The following is a 19,047-nucleotide window of genomic DNA, read 5'->3' as shown; positions in this document are numbered from 1 at the left end:
CGCTGCGTCTCGCCGTCGCGATAACAAAAGAATTGTTGATAGGGATACCCGGAACATGAATAAGAAAGCTATTTCCCGAATTGCCACTGTCGCCGCCGCGGGCGCGCTGATGGCTGGTTGCGCCGCCCCCAAGAATCCGGATCCGCGCGACCCCTGGGAAGGCTTCAACCGCGGCGTCTACCAGTTCAACGACACGGTCGACCGCGCGGTGTTCAAGCCGGTCGCGCAGGCCTACACGTTCGTGACGCCGCAGCCGGTGCGCAGCTGCATCCACAACATCTTCAGCAACGTCGGCGACCTCTGGTCCGGCACCAACAGCTTCCTGCAGGGCCGCGGCCACGACTTCGTCAACACGCTGGGCCGCTTCCTGTTCAACACGACCATGGGCGTGGGCGGCTGCTTCGACGTCGCCTCGGCCAATGGCGCGCGCAAGATCCCCAACGACTTCGGCACCACGCTGGGCGTCTGGGGCTTCAGCCAGGGTCCGTACCTGGTGCTGCCGTTCTTCGGCGCCTCCAGCGTGCGCGACGGCGTCGGCCTGGTCGGCGACCTGTACGGCACCACCTACGGCTACATGGGGGTGGACTCGATCGACAATGTCCGCCTGCGCAACTCGCTGTGGGGCCTGCGCATCGTCGACACGCGCGCCAGCCTGCTCGACACCACCGACACCATCGACCGCGTGGCGCTCGACCCGTACAGCTTCGTGCGCGACGCCTTCCTGCAACGCCGCGCCGCCATGGTGCTGGGCCACCGCGTGGACGAGGAAGGCTCGCTGCCCAACTACGAAGACGACGGCGACGACGACACCCCCGCCGCGCCCGCGCCGGCCCCCGTGCCTGCGCCGCAACCCGCGAACAAGTAAGCTGAGGCCTTGCGCTTTCGGTATTTGAAGGAGATTTGATGCGATTTTCCATTCCCTCTCTGTTGCAGCGGCTGGTTTTCACGGGCCTCGTCGGCCTGGCGGCCGCCACGGCCGCGAACGCCAAGCCGGACCCCAACGGCCCGCCCGAGCAGTTCGTCCTGGCCGCCGCCAACGAGGCCCTCGCGGTCCTGAAGTCCGACGGCGCGCTGCGGGCCGGCAACACCGCCCGCATCAACGAAGTCGTTGACCAGCACATCCTGCCGTACGTCAATTTCCAGAAGACCACGCGCCTGGCCGCCGGCCGCTACTGGCGCCAGGCCTCCGACCAGCAGAAAACCGCGCTGGCCGACGCCTTCCGCGGCACGCTGATCCGCACGTACAGCGGCGCGCTGACCCGCGTCACGTCCAGCACCACCATCACCGGCCTGCCGTTCCGCGGCGATCCCAAGGCCGACGACGTGGTCGTGCGCACCCTGATCAGCCAGTCCAACAGCCAGCCGGTGGGCGTGGATTACCGCCTGGAAAAGACGCCCCAAGGCTGGAAGATCTACGACATGAACGTCGAAGGCATCTGGCTGATCGAGAACTACCGCAACCAGTTCGCCCAGCAGATCAACCAGAACGGTATCGACGGCCTGATCCAGGCGCTGAACCAGCGCAACAAGTAAAGATTCGCTCAGGCTTGCCTCGGCCCGGCGCGACCCCTCGGGGGTCCGCCGGGCCGATTGTTTTGGGGGACGCAACAGTGCGCCGCCCCCATCGCCACCGGGGCCATCCCCGGTTTCCGCCACATCGCGCTTATATAATGGTCAATTCGCTCTTTTCGGGCCATCTCCCCCCGTCATGTCCGCCGTCAGCCTAGAAAACGTCTCCAAGATCTACTCGCCGCGCCAGCGCGGCTGGCAGAAGCTGCTCGGGCGCACGCCCCGGCCCGGCTTCCAGGCGCTGGACAACGTCAGCCTGAATATCGAGCACGGCGAGTTCTTCGGCCTGCTCGGTCCCAACGGCGCGGGCAAGACCACGCTCATTTCCATTCTGGCGGGCCTGGCGCACGCCACCGCGGGCCGCGCCACCGTCTGTGGATACGACGTCGTGGCCGACTACAAGTCGGCACGGCGGGCGCTGGGCGTCGTGCCGCAAGAATTGGTCTATGACCCGTTCTTTACCGTGCGCGAAACGCTGCGCATCCAGTCCGGGTATTTCGGCCTGCGCAAGAACGACGACTGGATCGACGAAATCCTGTTCAACCTGGGCCTGGCCGACAAGGCCAACTCCAACATGCGCGCGCTGTCCGGCGGCATGAAGCGCCGCGTGCTGGTAGCGCAGGCGCTGGTGCACCGGCCGCCGGTCATCGTCCTGGACGAGCCGACCGCCGGCGTCGACGTGGACCTGCGCCGTACGCTGTGGGAGTTCATCTCGCGGCTGAACAAGGCCGGCCACACCATCATGCTGACCACGCACTACCTTGAAGAAGCCGAGGCGCTCTGCAATCGCATCGCGATGCTCAAGGGCGGTCGCATCGTGGCGCTGGACACCACCCAGGCGCTCCTGGCCCGCGTCGGCGGCGTGGACCTGGAAGACGCCTTCGTGCGCATCATGCATCAGGACGACGAGCCCGGCGCGCGCGCCCTGCAACCCGAAGAGATCTCATCATGACCCAGCCCGCCACGTCTGCCGGCCAGCCGCTGGTGCAACCCCGCCTGGACGCGGGTTCCGGCTTTCCGACCCTGCTGCGCAAGGAATTGCTGCGCTTCTGGAAGGTCAGCTTCCAGACCATCGCCGCCCCCGTCATCACGGCGCTGCTGTATCTGCTGGTGTTCGCCCACGTGCTGGAAGGGCGCGTCACCGTGTACGGCACCGTGCCCTACACGTCGTTCCTGATTCCCGGGCTCATGATGATGAGCATGCTGCAGAACGCGTTCGCCAACCCGTCCTCGTCGCTCATACAAAGCCGCATCACCGGCAATCTGGTCTTCATGCTGCTGCCACCGCTGTCGCACCGCGATATCTTCGGCGCGTACGTGCTGGCCGCCATCGCGCGCGGTCTCGCCGTCGGGCTGTGCGTGTGGGCCGTGGCGCTGTTCTTTGTGCCGCTGTCGCCCGCGCATCCGCTGTGGGTGCTGGTGTTTGCGGTGCTGGCGTGCGGCATCATGGGCACGCTGGGGTTGATCGCGGGCCTGTGGTCCGAAAAATTCGACCAGCTCGCGGCCTTTCAAAACTTCCTGATCATGCCGGCGACCTTCCTGTCCGGCGTGTTCTATTCCATCCATACGCTGCCGCCGTTCTGGCAAAGCGTCTCGCACTGGAACCCCATCTTCTACACCATCGACGGATTCCGCCACGGATTCTTCTCGGTGTCGGACGTCTCGCCCTGGCACAGCCTGGCGGTGGTGACGGCGGTGTTCCTTGCGCTCTCCGCTTACGCGCTGCGGCTTCTGTCCAGCGGCTACAAACTCAGGAACTGACGTCCATGCTTCCCACTCCCGCGCAAGTCCGCCAATACATCGCTGACGGCCTGCCCTGTGAACATCTCGACGTGCAGGGCGACGGTTCGCACTTTGACGCCGTCATCGTCAGCACCGCCTTTGAAGGCAAGCGCCTGATCCAGCGTCACCAGCTTGTCTACGCCGCGCTGGGCGACCGCATGAAGGCCGAGATCCACGCACTGTCGATGCGCACCCTCACCCCCGCCGAATACAACAAAGCGGGCGAATGATGGACAAGCTACGCATCACCGGCGGCGCGCAGCTGCACGGCGAGATCTCGATCTCCGGGGCCAAGAATTCGGCCCTGCCGATCCTGTGCGCGGGCCTGCTGACCGCCGACACGCTGGTCCTGTCCAACGTGCCGCGCCTGAACGACACCGGCACCATGCTGCGCCTCCTGGCCCAGATGGGCGTGCGCGCCGAGCGCGCCGACGACGGCGTGGTGACGCTGCAAGCCGGCAACGTCGACAGCCTGGAAGCCCCGTACGACCTGGTCAAGACGATGCGCGCCTCGATCCTGGTGCTGGGTCCGCTGGTCGCACGCTTTGGCGAAGCCCGCGTCAGCCTGCCGGGCGGCTGCACCATCGGCCAGCGGCCGGTCGACCAGCACATCAAGGGTCTGGCCGCGCTGGGCGCTGAAATCAGCATCGAACACGGCTTTGTCGTGGCGCGCGCCAAGCGCCTGAAGGGCGCCTCTATCCGCACCGACATGGTTACGGTCACCGGCACGGAAAACCTGCTGATGGCCGCCGTCCTGGCCGAAGGCCGCACCGTGCTGGAAAACGCCGCGCGCGAACCCGAGGTCGTGGATCTGGCCGAACTGCTCATCAAGATGGGCGCGCGCATCCAGGGCCACGGCACCGACCGCATTGTCATCGACGGCGTCGACCGCCTGCACGGCGCCGAACACCGCGTCATCTCCGACCGCATCGAAGCCGGCACCTTCCTGTGCGCGGTGGGCGCAGCCGGCGGCGACATCCTGCTCAAGAACGCAGATGCCGGCATCCTGGGCGCCACGCTGGACAAGCTGACCGAAGCAGGCCTGACCATCGAGACCGGCCCGGACTGGATCCGCGGCGCCATGGACAAGCGTCCCAAGGCCGTGGGCTTTCGCACGCACGAGTACCCGGGCTTTGCCACCGACATGCAGGCCCAGCTGATGGCGTTGAACGCCGTGGCCGACGGCACGTCGGTCATCGTCGAGACCATCTTCGAAAACCGCTACATGCACGTGCAGGAACTGCGCCGCATGGGCGCCCAGATCGACATCGACGGCCACACCGCCATCGTGCGCGGCGTGCCGCGCCTGTCCGGCGCCACCGTCATGGCGACCGACCTGCGCGCCTCGGCCAGCCTGGTCATCGCCGGCCTGGCTGCCGATGGCGACACGCTGGTCGACCGCATCTACCACCTGGATCGCGGCTACGACCAGATGGAAGTGAAACTGCGCGCCCTGGGCGCGAACATCCAACGAGTTACCGGCAAGGAACAGCGATGAACGGTGCGACCGTCACCCCCCTGACCCTGGCGCTGTCCAAGGGCCGCATCTTCGAAGAAACCATGCCGCTGCTGGCGGAAGCCGGCATCGAAGTCCCGGAAAACCCGGAAAGCTCGCGCAAGCTCATCCTGCCCACCAGCGATCCCGGCCTGCGCCTGATCATCGTGCGCGCCTCGGATGTGCCCACGTACGTGCAGTACGGCGCGGCCGACCTGGGCATTGCAGGCAAGGACGTGCTGATCGAGCACGCCAAGGAACAGCCCGGCGGCCTGTACCAGCCCATCGACCTGAACATCGCCAAGTGCCGTCTGGCCGTGGCCGTGCGCAACGGCTTCGACTACGAGGCCGCCGTCCACCAGGGCGCACGCCTGCGCGTGGCCACCAAGTACGTGCACTCAGCCCGTGAACACTTCGCTAGCAAGGGTGTGTACGTCGACATCATCAAGCTGTATGGTTCGATGGAACTCGCACCGCTGGTCGGTCTGGCCGACTGCATCGTCGATCTGGTGTCCACCGGCGGCACGCTGCGCGCCAACGACCTGGTCGCCGTGGAAGACGTCATGCCGATCTCGTCGCGCCTGATCGTCAACCAGGCCGCCCTGAAAACCCGCGGCGATCGCCTGCAACCGCTGCTGGACGCCTTCGCAAGAGCCGCCTCCCGCAACGTCTGATTCCCGACCGTCCGCCGCGCCCGGCGTGGCGGACGTTACCGTTACTTGCTTTGCTCCATGACGCCATGGCCCTGATCAATCGTCTCGACTCCCGCGATCCCGGTTTCAAAACCGCCCTGTCCACGCTGCTGGCCTTCGAGGCCACCGAGGACGAATCCATCGACCGCGCCGCCGCCAGCATCCTGGCCGACGTGCGCACCCGCGGCGACGCCGCGCTGGTGGAATACACGCAGCGGTTCGACCGCATGCCGGACGCGGCAGCGCATACGCTGGAGATCCCCAAGGCCGATTGGCATGCGGCCCTGGCCGCGCTGCCGGCCGCCCAGCGCAATGCGCTGGAAGCCGCCGCCGACCGCGTGCGCGCCTACCACGAGCGCCAGCGCGCCGAGACCTGGACCTACACCGAAGCCGACGGCACGCTGCTGGGCCAGCAGGTCACCCCGCTGGACCGCGTGGGCCTGTACGTGCCCGGCGGCAAGGCCGCCTACCCGTCGTCCGTGCTGATGAACGCCATCCCGGCCAAGGTCGCCGGCGTGCAGGAACTGGTCATGGTCACGCCCACGCCTGACGGCGTGCGCAATCCCATCGTGCTGGCCGCAGCCGCCATCAGCGGCGTGGACCGCGTGTTCGCCATCGGCGGCGCGCAGGCCGTTGGCGCGCTGGCGTATGGCACCGACACCGTGCCGGCCGTGGACAAGATCGTCGGCCCGGGCAACGCCTATGTGGCGGCCGCCAAGCGCCGCGTGTTCGGCGTCGTCGGCATCGACATGATCGCCGGCCCCAGTGAAATCCTGGTCATCTGCGACGGCAAGACGCCGGCCGACTGGATCGCCATGGATCTGTTCTCGCAGGCCGAGCACGACGAGCTGGCCCAGTCCATCCTGCTCTGCCCCGACGCCGCCTTCATCGAGGAAGTCGAAGCGTCCATCGCCCGCCTCTTGCCCACCATGCCGCGCGCCGACATCCTGCGCGTCAGCCTGGCCAACCGCGGCGCGCTGATCCTGGTCCGCGACCTGGAAGAAGCCTGCCAGATCGCCAACGACATCGCCCCCGAACACCTCGAGATCTCCACCGAGCAGCCCGAGGTCTGGACCGCCCGCATCCGCCACGCCGGCGCCATCTTCATGGGCCGCTTCAGCTCGGAAGCCCTGGGCGACTACTGCGCCGGCCCGAACCACGTGCTGCCCACTTCGCGCACGGCGCGTTTCTCGTCGCCGCTGGGCGTCTACGACTTCCAGAAGCGTTCCAGCCTGATCCAGGTCTCGCACGCCGGCGCGCAGACGCTGGGCCGCATCGCCGCCGAACTGGCGCTGGGCGAGGGTCTGCAGGCGCACGCCGCCAGCGCCCAGTACCGGATCGACAAGTCATGAGCGTCGGACCGGCGGACGTCGCCGGCCGCATTAAAAGCACCGTCCGGGCGGACATTCGCGGGTTGGCGGCATACCCCGTCGCCCATGCCGAAGGCTGCATCAAGCTGGACGCCATGGAATGCCCGTACGAGCTGCCCGACGCCGTGCGCGACGACATCGCGCGCGCCGTCCGCGACACGCCGCTCAACCGCTATCCGTCCGCCGACCTGTCGGCGCTTGAGGCCGCCGTCAAGATGGCCTTTGGCGTGCCGGACGCCGCAGACGTGCTGTTCGGCAACGGCTCGGACGAGCTCATCCACCTGATGGTGCAGGCGTGCTGCAACCCGGGCGACGTGGTGCTGTCGCCGTGGCCGTCGTTCGTGTACTTCGACATGGCGGCCCGCTTCGATCATGCGCGCTTCGTGGGCGTGCCGTTGACGGCGGACCTGGCCTTGGATCTGCCGGCCATGCTGGCCGCCATCCGCGAACACCAGCCCCGGCTCGTGTTTCTGGCCACGCCCAACAACCCCACCGGCGGCCTGTGGTCGCCGGAAGACGTCAACGCCATCATCCAGGCCGCGCCCGGGCTGGTGGTGATCGACGAGGCCTACCAGCCGTTCGCCGACTACACGTTCATGCCGCGCGTGCTGGATGCGCCCACCGTGGTGGTCATGCGCACCGTGTCCAAGATCGGGCTGGCCGGCCTGCGTTTCGGCTACCTGGCCGGGCATCCCGCGTGGATCGCCGAACTGAACAAGGTGCGCCCGCCCTACAACCTGAACGTGCTGACCCAGGCGACGCTGCTGGCCGTGCTGCGCCACAAGGCCGTGCTGGACGACCAGGCCGCACGGCTGCGCGCGGACCGCGAACCGCTGGCCGCGGCGCTGGCGCAACTGCCCGGCGTCAGGGTATTCCCTTCCGCCGCCAACTTCATACTCGCCCGCTTTTCCGGCAAGCTCGACGGCAACGCCGTGCATCTTGCCCTGAAAGCGCGCAAAATATTGATTCGCAACTTCTCCAATGCCCACCCGCTGCTGGCCGACTGCCTGCGCATTTCGGTGGGCGCCCCGGCCGAGAACGCCGCCTTGCTGGCTGCCCTGCAAGAGATCTTGAGTGCTTAACATGCGTACCGCAGAAATCACCCGCAACACCAACGAAACCCGCATCCGCGTGGCCATCAACCTTGACGGCACCGGCAAGCAGACGATCGACACCGGCGTGCCCTTCCTGGACCACATGCTGGACCAGATCGCGCGCCACGGCCTGATCGACCTGGACATCAAGGCCGAGGGCGACCTGCACATCGACGCGCATCACACGGTGGAAGACGTGGGCATCACGCTGGGCATGGCCATCGCCAAGGCCGCCGGCACCAAGGCGGGTCTGCGCCGCTACGGTCATGCGTACGTGCCGCTGGACGAAGCCCTGTCGCGCGTCGTGATCGACTTTTCCGGCCGTCCCGGCCTGGAATACCACATCCCCTTCACGCGTTCGCACATCGGCAGCTTCGACGTGGACCTCACGCGCGAATTCTTCCAGGGCCTGGTCAATCACGCGCTGATCACCATGCACATCGACAACCTGCGCGGCTTCAACTCGCACCACCAGGCGGAAACCGTGTTCAAGGCCTGTGGCCGCGCGCTGCGCATGGCCCTCGAAGTCGACCCCCGCATGGGCGACGTCGTGCCGTCCACCAAGGGCGTGCTGTAACGCTGTAACGTACGCATTCCACCTTCGCACCGCACCAGGCAGACAGAAGTGACCACTATCGCCATCGTCGACTATGGAATGGGCAATTTCCATTCCGTCGCACGCGCCCTGAAATACGCCGCGCCTGACGCCGACATCCGCATCTGCAACCAGCCCCAGGAAATCGCCGCCGCCGACCGCGTGGTCTTCCCGGGCCAGGGCGCCATGGCGGACTGCATGCGCACCCTGAACGAATCCGGCCTGCGCGACGCCGTCGTGCGCGCCGCCCGCGAGAAGCCCCTCTTGGGCGTCTGCGTCGGCGAACAGATGCTGTTCGAATCCAGCGAAGAGGGCGGCACCGCCTGCCTGGGCCTGTTCCCCGGCGTCGTGCGCCGCTTTTCCGGCCCAGGCTTTGCCGACCTGATCCCCGCCGACGACGAGGCCTGCCTGGCCGACACGGGCGCGGCCGGTCTCGTGGACACCCGTCCCGAGCGCCTGAAGGTCCCGCACATGGGCTGGAACAAAGTCCGTCACACCCGCTCTCATCCGATCTGGGACGGCATTCCGGACGACTCGCACTTCTATTTCGTCCACAGTTATTACGCCGATCCGGCCGATCCGGGCCTGACGGTTGGTGAAACCGATTATGGCGTCGCCTTTACCTGCGCGGTGGCGGCAGCTAACATTTTCGCGGTGCAGTTCCACCCCGAAAAAAGCGCCGAGCACGGTTTGCGCCTGTATCGCAATTTTGTAGACTGGCAGCCCTAGGCCTCGAGCCGCGTGCGCCAGCCCGTTCAACCCCACTTTCTTACTCGCTGCCAACCATGCTGCTGATCCCCGCCATCGACCTCAAAGACGGGCGCTGTGTTCGCCTGCGCCAGGGTGACCTGGACGATGCAACGGTGTTCTCCGAAGACCCCGCCGCCATGGCCACCCGCTGGCTGGACCAGGGCGCCCGCCGCCTGCATCTGGTCGACCTGAACGGCGCCGTCGCCGGCAAGCCCAAGAACGAAGCCCCCATCAAGGCGATCCTGGACGCCGTCGGCGACGACATTCCCGTCCAGATCGGCGGAGGCATCCGCGACCTCGACACCATCGAACGCTACCTCGACGCCGGCATCTCGTACGTCATCATCGGCACCGCCGCGGTCAAGAACCCGGGCTTCCTGCAGGACGCCTGCGGCGCCTTCCCCGGCCAGATCATCGTCGGCCTGGACGCCCGCGACGGCAAGATCGCCACCGACGGCTGGAGCAAACTCACCCGCCACGACGTGCTGGATTTAGCCAAGAAGTTCGAAGACTACGGCTGCGAAGCCATCATCTACACCGACATCGGCCGCGACGGCATGCTGTCCGGCGTCAACGTCGAAGCCACGGTCCGCCTGGCCCAGCACGTGCGCATTCCCGTGTACGCCTCGGGCGGCATCGCCGGCATCCAGGACATCGAGGCGCTGTGCGCCGTCGAGGAAGAGGGTGTCGAAGGCGCCATCCTGGGCCGCAGCATCTACGAAGGCACGCTCGACTTCCAGGCCGCGCAGGCGCGCGCCGACGAATTGGCAAAATGACCACATCCAGCAGCACCCCCAGGGCCGGCGCGTCCGCACAGAACGCGCTGACCCGCCGCATCATTCCCTGCCTTGACGTCACGGCCGGCCGCGTCGTCAAGGGCGTGAACTTCGTCAACCTGCTCGACGCGGGCGACCCCGTCGAGATCGCCCGCCGCTACAACGAGCAGGGCGCCGACGAACTCACCTTTCTGGACATCACCGCCACCAGCGACGGCCGCGACCTGATCCTGCCCATCATCGAGCAGGTGGCGTCGCAGGTCTTCATTCCGCTGACCGTGGGCGGCGGCGTGCGCCAGGTGTCCGACATCCAGCGCCTGCTCAACGCCGGCGCCGACAAGATCAGCATCAACAGCGCCGCCGTGGCCAACCCTGAACTGGTTCGCGCCGCGTCGGACTACCACGGCTCGCAATGCGTGGTCGTGGCCATCGACGCGCGCCGCGTGTCCGCGCCCGGCGAACCGGCACGCTGGGAAGTCTTCACGCACGGCGGCCGCAAGGCCACCGGCCTGGACGCCGTGGCGTGGGCGCGCCGCATGGCCGCCTATGGCGCCGGCGAAATCCTGCTGACCAGCATGGACCGTGACGGCACCAAGTCCGGCTTTGACCTCGAACTGACCCGCACCGTCTCGGACGCCGTGCCGGTGCCCGTCATCGCCTCCGGCGGCGTGGGCAACCTGCAGCATCTGGCCGACGGCGTCACCACCGGCCGCGCCAGCGCGGTGCTGGCCGCCAGCATTTTCCATTTTGGCCAGCATACCGTCGGCGAGTGCAAGCACTTCATGGCCGAACAGGGCATCGCCGTACGATTGGACTGATTATGAGCAACGAACCCGCCTGGCTGGCCGACGTCGTCTTCGACGAAAACGGCCTGATTCCCGCCATCGCCCAAGACGCCGAAAACGGCCAGATCATGATGGTGGCCTGGATGAACCGCGAATCCCTGGCCGAAACGGCCGCCACCGGCCGCGCCGTCTACTGGTCGCGTTCGCGCCAGCGCCTGTGGCGCAAGGGCGAAGAATCCGGCCACGTCCAGGAAGTGCACGAACTGCGCCTGGATTGCGACGGCGACGTGGTGCTGCTGAAGGTGCACCAGGAAGGCGGCATCGCTTGCCATACCGGCCGCGCCAGCTGTTTCTTCCGTCGCCTGGAAGGCCAGACCGATCACGCGTCCTGGGTCACGGTGGATCCGGTGCTCAAAGATCCGGAACTCATCTACAAATGACCGATCAGACCCTGACCGCGGCCGACATCCTGGCCCGCATCGCAGACACCCTGGAAACCCGCCGTCCGCAGAATGGCGGCGATCCTGCCGCCTCTTACACGGCCAAGCTGCTGGCCAAGGGGCCGGATGCCTTCCTGAAGAAAATCGGGGAAGAAGCCACGGAACTGGTCATGGCCGCCAAGGACGGCGTGCCCGACCGCATCGTCAGCGAAACCGCCGATCTGTGGTTCCATTGCCTGGTGGCGCTGACGCATTTCAATCTGCGGCCCGAAGACGTGCTGGCTGAGCTGGCCCGCCGCGAAGGCCTGTCGGGCCTGGTGGAAAAGGCAAGCCGCCCCAAGGACTGACCACGGAAACCACCCCATGAGCGACAACTGTCTTTTCTGCAAGATCGCCGTCGGCGAGATCCCGTCCAAGAAGGTCTACGAGGACCAGGACTTTGTTGCATTCCACGATATCAATCCGGCCGCACCGGTGCATTTACTGCTGATCCCTCGACGTCATGTCACATCCATGCAGGATATTACGGGCGAGGACGCAGATTGGTTGGGTAGAATGATGTCGTTGGCGCCGCGGCTTGCCGCCGAGAACGGTTGCCGTCCGGGCCCTGATGGCGGATTTCGCATCATGATCAATTCTGGCGTCGAAGGCGGCCAGGAAGTCCCGCATCTGCATTTCCACATCATCGGCGGCTCGCGTCCCTGGAAAGGGCGCGTGGCTCCCACTGCGTAATTCGGAGAATCATCATGGGTAGTTTCAGCATTTGGCATTGGTTGGTCGTCCTGGTCATCGTTGCGCTGATTTTCGGCACCAAGAAGCTGCGCAACATCGGCGGCGATCTGGGCGGCGCGGTCAAGGGCTTCAAGGACGGCATGAAAGAAGCCAACAGCGACAAGCCCGCTGAACCGGTCACGCAGCAACGCGTCGCCGGCGACACCATCGACGTGCAGGCCAAGGAAAAGTCCAACTCCTGAGCGCCAGCCAGTCTCCCTCCGGGCCAGCCCTGAACGGGCCGGCCCTTATTGCTTCAATTCCCGAGCGGCCGTCGAATGTTTGATGTCAGCCTCACTGAACTGATGGTGATCGGCGTCGTCGCCCTGATCGTCATCGGCCCCGAACGCCTGCCCAAGGTTGCCCGCACCGTCGGCCACCTGCTCGGGCGCGCGCAGCGTTACGTCAATGATGTCAAGTCCGATATCCAGCGCGAAATCGAACTCGACGAACTCCGCAAGTTCAAGACCGAAATGGAAGACGCGGCCCAGGGCGTGCAGCAATCGCTGAACGAAACCGGGGCCTCGCTGCAGGAACCCGTGCAGCAGTTCCGCGCCGAACTCGACGAAGTCGCCCGCGAAGCCAGCGGCAAGGCGACGCCGGCGGTTGCGCAGGCGCCGGTGACGGCCCAGGTCGCTGATGCTGCACAAGCGCCTGCCGCAGGTTCGCCTGCCGCAGGTTCGCCCGCTGCCGACGCGTCCGTCGCTGGCGCATCCGCTGAGCCTGCGCGCACGATCGCACCGCCCAGCCAGAACCACAATCTGGACCTGGACCTGCCTGCCGCCGAGCCCGCACCGCGTCCGGCCGCCGCCCCTCAACCACCCGCCCCGGCGCCCAGCGCGCCTGCGGCCGACGTCGCCGCGCCCGCCGCCAAGCCCGTCTCGCCCTCCGGAACTCCGTCGTGACCCAGGACGCAACCCAAGAAGAAGGCCAGCAAGAGACCTTCATCTCCCACCTGGTCGAGCTGCGCACGCGCCTCTTGCGCGCCGTCGGCGCCGTGGTGGCCGTGTTTATCGTGCTCTTCATCTATCCCGGCGCGTCGGCCATCTATGACGTGCTGGCCGCCCCGATGCTGGCCTCGCTGCCCGAAGGCACCCGCATGATCGCCACCGGCGTCATCACGCCATTCATGGTGCCGGTCAAGGTCACGATGATGGCCGCATTCATCCTGGCGCTGCCCGTGGTGCTGTACCAGGCCTGGGCCTTCGTGGCTCCGGGGCTGTACCGGCACGAAAAGCGCCTCGCGCTGCCGCTCATCGTGTCCAGCACCTTTCTCTTCATCGCGGGCATGGCGTTCTGCTATTTCGTGGTGTTCCGCACGGTGTTCCACTTCATCGCCACGTTCGCGCCGCAGTCCATCACCCCGGCGCCGGACATCGAGGCCTATCTCAGCTTCGTCATGACGATGTTCCTGGCGTTCGGCATCACGTTCGAAGTGCCCGTGGCCGTGGTGCTGCTGGTGAAGATGGGCGTGGTCGAATTGTCCAAGCTGAAGGCGGCGCGCGGCTACGTCGTGGTGGGCGCGTTCATCATCGCCGCCGTCGTCACCCCGCCCGACGTGGTCAGCCAGTTCATGCTGGCAGTGCCGCTGTGCCTGCTCTATGAAGTCGGGCTGATCTGCGCCCGGATGGTCACACCGAAAGAAGGTGCGTCGACAGATGACGCCGCCGACTCCCTGACCGAACGCCACTGAAATCTCCGCAGACGGCAGGGTAGAAGGAAACCAGAACGGTCCGCACAAAAGCGGACCGTTTTACCTTGTCGGCCCATGACTGCAGTCCTACATTGCAGTCATGTCGCTCTCACAAAGACTGCGCACCCTCATGCGGTGGCGCGGCATCCATAGCCAGAACCAGCTTTCGCGCCTGTCGGGCGTGCCGCAGTCCTGCATCCACCGCATCCTCACCCGCGAAGACCGCTATTCGCCAGCGCGCAACACGGTGGTGCGGCTGGCGCAGGCCCTGGGCACCAGCGCGTCGTGGCTGACGGATGGCGTAGTGCCCGCCACTTCCCCGGGGTCGGGGCCGCAGGACGCCGCCGCCAACGGCATCGACGGCTATTGCGCCGAAATCTGCGCGCGGCTGGCGCCGCAACCCGACAGCACCAAGCGCCTGATCCTGGCCCTGGTGCGTGAACTCTCCGACAAACCAGACACCGGCGCCACCCCCGCCACCCGTTCAGCGGCGCGAAAATGCGCCTAGCGCGGCTTGCCCGGCCGCGTCCCCACCACCACGGCCAGTTCCGCAGGTTTGCCGCTGCGCAAGATGCCCAGCGTGGCCCGCTGGCCCGGCGGCACCTGCGCAATCTCCGACAGCAGGCCGTTTGTGTCCGCCACCCGCTTGCCATTGACCGACTGGACAATATCGCCCACGCGCAGGCCGCCCCGCGCTGCCGGGCCGTCGCGCATCACCCCGGCAATGATCACGCCCGCCGCATCGCGCGGCAGCTCGAAGGCCCGCGCCAGTTCCGGCGTCATGTCCTGCGGCTCCACGCCCAGCCAGCCGCGCTTGACCGCCCCGGTCTTGACGATGTCGTCCATGACCTTGCGCGCAATCTCGATCGGGGTCGCAAAGCCGATGCCCATCGACCCGCCCGACTCCGAATAGATTGCGGTGTTGATGCCCACCAGGTTGCCGTAGGCATCGACCAGCGCGCCGCCCGAATTGCCCGGATTGATCGCCGCGTCGGTCTGGATGAAGTTCTCGTACGTGTTCAGCCCCAGGCCGTTGCGGCCCAGCGCCGACACGATGCCCTGCGTGGTGGTCTGGCCCACGCCGAACGGATTGCCGATCGCCAGCACCACGTCGCCTACGCGCAAGCCTTTGTCGGACGCCAGCGTTGCGGCAGGCAAGTCGCGCAACTTGGACAGCTTGAGCACCGCCAGGTCCGTGTCCGGGTCCGCGCCCACCACTTTGGCGGTATCGCGCCGTCCGTCGCGCAGCGCCACCTCGATGGCATCGGCGGCCTGCACCACGTGGTAATTGGTCAGCACGTAGCCGTCCGCATTCACGATCACGCCCGAACCCAGACTGGTCGACGCCTCGCGCCGGCTCACGCCGGGCACCTGCCCGAAAAGCTGGCGCAGCACCGGATCATCGGGCAGCGGAATCAAGGGCACGTTCACGTGCTTGGTGGTGAACACATTCACCACCGACGGCGCCGCCTTCGCCACGCCGTCCGCGTACGACACAGCACCCACATCACCCGTGGGCGCGCCGCCCGCCGCGGCAGTGGCTGACGGGACCGTGCCGGGCCCGTTCACCCGCAGCAAGTCGGGCCGCAACGTCGTCACCACGAATAGAATAGCCAGGCAGACCGTGACGGCCTGAGCAAAGATCAGCCAATATCGGCGCATGTTTCTGATAGGACTAGCAATGAATAAAGTGGACTCCCGCGTCCTGGCCAACTGGCTGGACGACACCCTGCAGGCAGCCCGTTTCAAGGACTACTGTCCCAACGGGATGCAGGTGGAAGGCCGATCCGAGGTCGGACACATTATCACCGGTGTCACGGCCAGCGAAGCATTGCTGCGCGAGGCGGTCGACCGCGGCGCCGATGCGGTGCTGGTGCACCACGGCTGGATGTGGCGCAACGAAGACCGCCGCGTCATCGGCACCCGCCGCACGCGCATGGCGTTGACCCTCAAGAACGACTTGAACCTGTTTGCCTACCATCTGCCGCTGGATGCACACCCCACGCTGGGCAACAATGCGCAACTGGCGCGCGTGCTGGGTCTGACGCCGGCGCTACGCGACGACGGCGCCCCGCGGACCTGCGGGCAGGACGGGCTGATCTGGCTGGGCGAGGCCAGCGGCCTGCAGACGCTGGGCCAACTGGGCGACCAGGTGGCCCAACGCCTTGGCCGCCAGCCGCTCGTCGTGGGCGACCCGGACCAGCCGTTGGGGACAGTCGCGTGGTGCACCGGTGGCGCGCAAGGCATGATGGGCGACGCGGTTGACGCGGGCGCCAGCGTCTACATCACGGGCGAGGTCTCGGAGTCCACGGTACATCTGGCGCGGGAAACCGGCGTGGGCTTCATCGCCGCCGGGCACCATGCCACCGAACGCTATGGCGTTCAGGCACTGGGGCAGGCCGTGGCCGAGCGCTTCGGCATCAAGGTCGAATTCGTCGACATCGACAACCCGGCCTGAATCCTTGACGCCGGAGCGCCGGACCTCCGGCCATCGACCCGGCAGAAAACAAAAGCGCCCCGACGGGGCGCCTTGCTGTTTACGGCCGCTTCAGCAGGTCGCGAATCTCGCGCAGCAGGGCCACGTCTTCCGGCGTCTTGGCGGGCGCCGGCGCTTCCTCCTGCTTGTTGCGGGCCTTGTAGATGGCCTTGACCATCCAGAAGATCACGAACGCCAGCAAGACGAAGTTGATGATGATGGTGACGAAGTTGCCCCACGCGAACACGTTGGCGCCGGCCTTGGTGAGATCCGCGTAGGTCATCGGCCCGGCATAGCCTTCAGGCATCGACAAGACCAGGAACTTGTTCGAGAAATCGACCGATCCGCCAAGGATGAAATTGACGAGCGGCATGATGATGTCTCGGACCAGCGAGTCGACAATCCTGCCAAACGCCGCACCGATGATCACACCAACGGCCAAGTCGACCGCGTTGCCCTTGACCGCGAAATCTCGAAACTCTTTGACGAAACCAGTCGATTTGCTCATAAATCCGCTCCATTCGTGATACGCCTGGGGTAGGCTGGCCTATAATACGCGGTTGCTATGTTGTTACATATTCCCGCGAACCCGATGCCGCAGAAGTGATGCTACTCGTTGAGCGGGCGCATCAACAAGGATAGGAAGATGAGTCAGGATACGCTGGTGCATGACGATGACGGTGCGGTTGATCCCAACCTGCCACCTGATCCTTCGCGACGTTTCTGGGTTACCACCGCCTGTGCTGTGGGCGGCGTAGCAGGTGTCGCAACGGCAGTGCCGCTTGTGAGCACGTTTTCCCCCTCCGAAAAAGCCCGCGCGGCCGGAGCGCCCGTTGAAGTGGATATCGGCGACATTCCCGTCGGCGCCATGAAAACGGTCGAATGGCGCGGCAAACCGGTCTGGATCATCCACCGCTCGCCCGAGCAGCTGGCCGGACTGAAAGCGCTGGATCCCCAGCTCGCCGACCCGCAATCCAAGCGGCCCGGCTTCACGCCTCCGTATGCCGAAAACGAAGCCCGCTCGCGCAAGCCCGAGATCTTCGTCTGCGTCGGCATCTGCACCCACCTGGGCTGCTCGCCCACCGCGCATTTCGAAACGGGTGGCGGCGGCGGTCTGGGCGCGGATTGGCAAGGCGGATTCCTCTGTCCGTGCCACGGCTCCACGTTCGACCTGGCTGGCCGGGTCTTCAAGAACAAGCCTGCTCCCGATAATCTCGAAGTTCCGCCGTACCAGTACCTCACCGACACCCGCATCATCGTGGGCGTCGATGAAGACAACAAGGCCTGACGCTCGCGTCGCGCTTTTTTCCCGATCTACGTAAGTAAGAACAATACGCCACGTATAGAAGGAGCCGTTACATGGCTGGCGAGAAAACCGTCGAGACGACAGGCCTGTTGGGCTGGCTGGACCGGCGCTTTCCGGTGACCTCCACCTGGAAAGCCCATCTGTCCGAGTACTACGCACCCAAGAATTTCAACTTCTGGTATTTCTTTGGCTCGCTGGCGCTACTGGTGCTGGTGCTGCAGATCGTGACCGGCATTTTCCTGGTCATGCATTACAAGCCGGACGCCGAGCGCGCGTTCCAATCCGTCGAATACATCATGCGCGAGGTCCCGTGGGGCTGGCTGGTGCGCTACATGCACTCGACCGGCGCGTCGATGTTCTTCGTCGTCGTCTACCTGCACATGCTGCGCGGCCTGCTTTACGGTTCCTACCGCAAGCCCCGCGAACTGGTGTGGATCTTCGGCGTCGCGATCTTCCTCTGTCTGATGGCCGAAGCCTTCTTCGGCTACCTGCTGCCCTGGGGCCAGATGTCGTACTGGGGCGCCCAGGTGATCGTGAACCTGTTCGCAGCCATTCCGTTCATCGGTCCTGAACTGTCCATCTGGATCCGCGGCGACTACGTCGTGTCCGATGCCACGCTGAACCGCTTCTTCGCCTTCCACGTCATCGCCATTCCGCTGGTGCTGATCGGTCTGGTCGCGGCTCACCTGGTGGCGCTGCACGAAGTCGGCTCGAACAACCCGGACGGCATCGAAATCAAGCAGGGCCCGAAAGACAAGTACGGCCGCCCGAAAGACGGCATCCCGTTCCATCCGTTCTACTCGGTGCATGACCTGGTGGGCGTGGCGGGCTTCCTGCTGGTGTTCGCGGCCATCGTGTTCTTCGCCCCGGAAATGGGCGGGTACTTCCTCGAGTTCAACAACTTCATTCCTGCTGACTCGCTGAAGACGCCTCCGCACATCGCCCCGGTCTGGTACTTCACGCCGTTCTACTCGATGCTGCGCGCCACCACGGATGAATTCACGTGGGTGCTGGCGGGCGCGTCGGTGCTGGGCGCCATCGTGCTGTTCGCCAAGAGCAACCTGAAGGGCTTCATGCGCATCGCCGTCCCCGGCATCCTGATCGTCGTCGCCGTGCTGCTGCGCGTCATCGACGCCAAGTTTTGGGGCGTGGTGGCCATGGGCGGCACGGTCGTCATCCTGTTCTTCCTGCCCTGGCTCGATCATTCGCCGGTCAAGTCGATCCGCTACCGCCCCACGTGGCACAAGTGGATCTACGGCATCTTCATGGTCAACTTCCTGGTGCTCGGCTACATCGGTACGCAGCCGCCCAGTCCGCCGTTGAACCTGACGTCGCAGATCGGCACGCTGCTGTACCTGGCCTTCTTCTTCCTGATGCCGGTATGGAGCCGCCTGGGCACGTTCAAGCAAGTGCCCGACCGCGTCACGTTCCACGCCCACTGAGCCAACGAGAA

The 19,047-nt window shown here is 65.9% G+C and carries 25 protein-coding genes; 23 read left to right on the top strand and 2 right to left on the bottom strand.

Annotation, left to right across the window (positions count from 1 at the left end):
- The first annotated feature begins 55 nt into the window (after positions 1-55).
- The 20 genes from AB3147_RS00980 to AB3147_RS00885 all read left to right on the top strand — a co-directional run bounded on the left by AB3147_RS00980 (position 56) and on the right by AB3147_RS00885 (position 14,320).
- A complete protein-coding gene (locus tag AB3147_RS00980; protein ID WP_175123903.1) occupies positions 56-865 on the top strand; it encodes an MlaA family lipoprotein in 810 nt (269 codons plus the stop codon).
- A gap of 38 nt (positions 866-903) precedes the next feature.
- A complete protein-coding gene (locus tag AB3147_RS00975) occupies positions 904-1,533 on the top strand; it encodes an MlaC/ttg2D family ABC transporter substrate-binding protein (protein WP_175123904.1) in 630 nt (209 codons plus the stop codon).
- 175 nt (positions 1,534-1,708) lie between these two features.
- A complete protein-coding gene (locus AB3147_RS00970) occupies positions 1,709-2,521 on the top strand; it encodes an ABC transporter ATP-binding protein (RefSeq protein ID WP_175123905.1) in 813 nt (270 codons plus the stop codon).
- On the top strand, positions 2,518-3,330 hold the full coding sequence (locus AB3147_RS00965) for an ABC transporter permease (RefSeq protein WP_175123906.1): 813 nt from the start codon (positions 2,518-2,520) through the stop codon (positions 3,328-3,330). Before AB3147_RS00970 ends, AB3147_RS00965 begins: the two co-directional genes overlap by 4 nt.
- 5 nt (positions 3,331-3,335) lie before the next feature.
- Positions 3,336-3,581 carry a BolA family protein gene (locus AB3147_RS00960; RefSeq protein WP_175123907.1) on the top strand — a complete coding sequence of 82 codons (246 nt, stop codon included), beginning with the start codon at positions 3,336-3,338 and terminating at the stop codon, positions 3,579-3,581.
- Positions 3,581-4,849: a UDP-N-acetylglucosamine 1-carboxyvinyltransferase gene (gene murA, locus AB3147_RS00955; RefSeq protein WP_175137175.1), complete on the top strand. Its 1,269-nt coding sequence runs from the start codon at positions 3,581-3,583 to the stop codon at positions 4,847-4,849. Before AB3147_RS00960 ends, murA begins: the two co-directional genes overlap by 1 nt.
- The gene (hisG, locus tag AB3147_RS00950; protein WP_175123908.1) at positions 4,846-5,520 is read left to right on the top strand and encodes an ATP phosphoribosyltransferase; all 675 of its coding nucleotides are present in this window, start codon (positions 4,846-4,848) and stop codon (positions 5,518-5,520) included. Before murA ends, hisG begins: the two co-directional genes overlap by 4 nt.
- 65 nt (positions 5,521-5,585) lie before the next feature.
- Positions 5,586-6,890 (top strand): histidinol dehydrogenase, encoded by a 1,305-nt coding sequence (gene hisD, locus AB3147_RS00945; RefSeq protein WP_175123909.1) that lies wholly within the window; start codon positions 5,586-5,588, stop codon positions 6,888-6,890.
- Complete coding sequence (gene hisC / locus AB3147_RS00940; RefSeq protein ID WP_367351239.1) at positions 6,887-7,990, top strand: histidinol-phosphate transaminase; 1,104 nt, start codon at positions 6,887-6,889, stop codon at positions 7,988-7,990. Before hisD ends, hisC begins: the two co-directional genes overlap by 4 nt.
- Before the next feature lies 1 nt (position 7,991).
- Complete coding sequence (gene hisB, locus AB3147_RS00935; protein WP_105236925.1) at positions 7,992-8,579, top strand: imidazoleglycerol-phosphate dehydratase HisB; 588 nt, start codon at positions 7,992-7,994, stop codon at positions 8,577-8,579.
- A 48-nt stretch (positions 8,580-8,627) separates the two neighbouring features.
- Positions 8,628-9,326 (top strand): imidazole glycerol phosphate synthase subunit HisH, encoded by a 699-nt coding sequence (gene hisH / locus AB3147_RS00930; protein ID WP_175123911.1) that lies wholly within the window; start codon positions 8,628-8,630, stop codon positions 9,324-9,326.
- Between the two features lie 56 nt (positions 9,327-9,382).
- Positions 9,383-10,123, top strand: coding sequence for a 1-(5-phosphoribosyl)-5-[(5-phosphoribosylamino)methylideneamino]imidazole-4-carboxamide isomerase (hisA, locus tag AB3147_RS00925; RefSeq protein WP_006224535.1), 741 nt, complete (start codon positions 9,383-9,385; stop codon positions 10,121-10,123).
- Entirely contained in the window at positions 10,120-10,941 is an 822-nt protein-coding gene (hisF, locus tag AB3147_RS00920; protein ID WP_343737110.1) for an imidazole glycerol phosphate synthase subunit HisF, read from the top strand. Before hisA ends, hisF begins: the two co-directional genes overlap by 4 nt.
- Before the next feature lie 2 nt (positions 10,942-10,943).
- On the top strand, positions 10,944-11,348 hold the full coding sequence (gene hisI / locus AB3147_RS00915; protein ID WP_175123913.1) for a phosphoribosyl-AMP cyclohydrolase: 405 nt from the start codon (positions 10,944-10,946) through the stop codon (positions 11,346-11,348).
- Positions 11,345-11,695 carry a phosphoribosyl-ATP diphosphatase gene (locus AB3147_RS00910; RefSeq protein WP_175123914.1) on the top strand — a complete coding sequence of 117 codons (351 nt, stop codon included), beginning with the start codon at positions 11,345-11,347 and terminating at the stop codon, positions 11,693-11,695. Before hisI ends, AB3147_RS00910 begins: the two co-directional genes overlap by 4 nt.
- A gap of 16 nt (positions 11,696-11,711) precedes the next feature.
- Positions 11,712-12,080, top strand: coding sequence for a histidine triad nucleotide-binding protein (locus AB3147_RS00905; protein WP_367351238.1), 369 nt, complete (start codon positions 11,712-11,714; stop codon positions 12,078-12,080).
- A gap of 14 nt (positions 12,081-12,094) precedes the next feature.
- Entirely contained in the window at positions 12,095-12,322 is a 228-nt protein-coding gene (tatA, locus tag AB3147_RS00900) for a Sec-independent protein translocase subunit TatA (protein ID WP_056320404.1), read from the top strand.
- 75 nt (positions 12,323-12,397) lie between these two features.
- The gene (gene tatB / locus AB3147_RS00895; RefSeq protein ID WP_367351237.1) at positions 12,398-13,024 is read left to right on the top strand and encodes a Sec-independent protein translocase protein TatB; all 627 of its coding nucleotides are present in this window, start codon (positions 12,398-12,400) and stop codon (positions 13,022-13,024) included.
- Positions 13,021-13,812, top strand: coding sequence for a twin-arginine translocase subunit TatC (tatC, locus tag AB3147_RS00890; protein WP_175123917.1), 792 nt, complete (start codon positions 13,021-13,023; stop codon positions 13,810-13,812). The genes tatB and tatC overlap by 4 nt, the downstream gene beginning before the upstream one ends.
- A gap of 100 nt (positions 13,813-13,912) precedes the next feature.
- Complete coding sequence (locus AB3147_RS00885; RefSeq protein WP_367351236.1) at positions 13,913-14,320, top strand: helix-turn-helix domain-containing protein; 408 nt, start codon at positions 13,913-13,915, stop codon at positions 14,318-14,320.
- Here the strand turns inward: AB3147_RS00885 and AB3147_RS00880 are convergent.
- On the bottom strand, positions 14,317-15,474 hold the full coding sequence (locus tag AB3147_RS00880; RefSeq protein WP_367351235.1) for a trypsin-like peptidase domain-containing protein: 1,158 nt from the start codon (positions 15,472-15,474) through the stop codon (positions 14,317-14,319). The two genes, AB3147_RS00885 and AB3147_RS00880, sit on opposite strands and share 4 nt — an antisense overlap.
- Before the next feature lie 19 nt (positions 15,475-15,493).
- Here AB3147_RS00880 and AB3147_RS00875 point away from each other — a divergent pair, with 19 nt between their 5' ends.
- Positions 15,494-16,270 carry a Nif3-like dinuclear metal center hexameric protein gene (locus AB3147_RS00875; RefSeq protein ID WP_105236918.1) on the top strand — a complete coding sequence of 259 codons (777 nt, stop codon included), beginning with the start codon at positions 15,494-15,496 and terminating at the stop codon, positions 16,268-16,270.
- A gap of 79 nt (positions 16,271-16,349) precedes the next feature.
- Here AB3147_RS00875 and mscL read toward each other — a convergent pair whose 3' ends face one another.
- Positions 16,350-16,796, bottom strand: a complete 447-nt coding sequence (gene mscL / locus AB3147_RS00870) for a large conductance mechanosensitive channel protein MscL (RefSeq protein ID WP_105236917.1) — start codon at positions 16,794-16,796, stop codon at positions 16,350-16,352.
- Between the two features lie 138 nt (positions 16,797-16,934).
- Between mscL and petA the strand changes: the two genes are divergently transcribed.
- Both petA and AB3147_RS00860 read left to right on the top strand, forming a co-directional pair.
- Positions 16,935-17,576, top strand: coding sequence for a ubiquinol-cytochrome c reductase iron-sulfur subunit (gene petA / locus AB3147_RS00865; protein WP_063954111.1), 642 nt, complete (start codon positions 16,935-16,937; stop codon positions 17,574-17,576).
- 71 nt (positions 17,577-17,647) lie between these two features.
- Positions 17,648-19,036 carry a cytochrome b gene (locus AB3147_RS00860; protein ID WP_105236915.1) on the top strand — a complete coding sequence of 463 codons (1,389 nt, stop codon included), beginning with the start codon at positions 17,648-17,650 and terminating at the stop codon, positions 19,034-19,036.
- Positions 19,037-19,047: the final 11 nt, after the last annotated feature.

This window comes from Achromobacter animicus (assembly GCF_040775605.1).
Lineage (GTDB): Bacteria > Pseudomonadota > Gammaproteobacteria > Burkholderiales > Burkholderiaceae_B > Achromobacter > Achromobacter animicus.
Note: the sequence above shows the minus strand (reverse complement) of the source record. Positions and strands in the feature narration are given on the sequence as shown.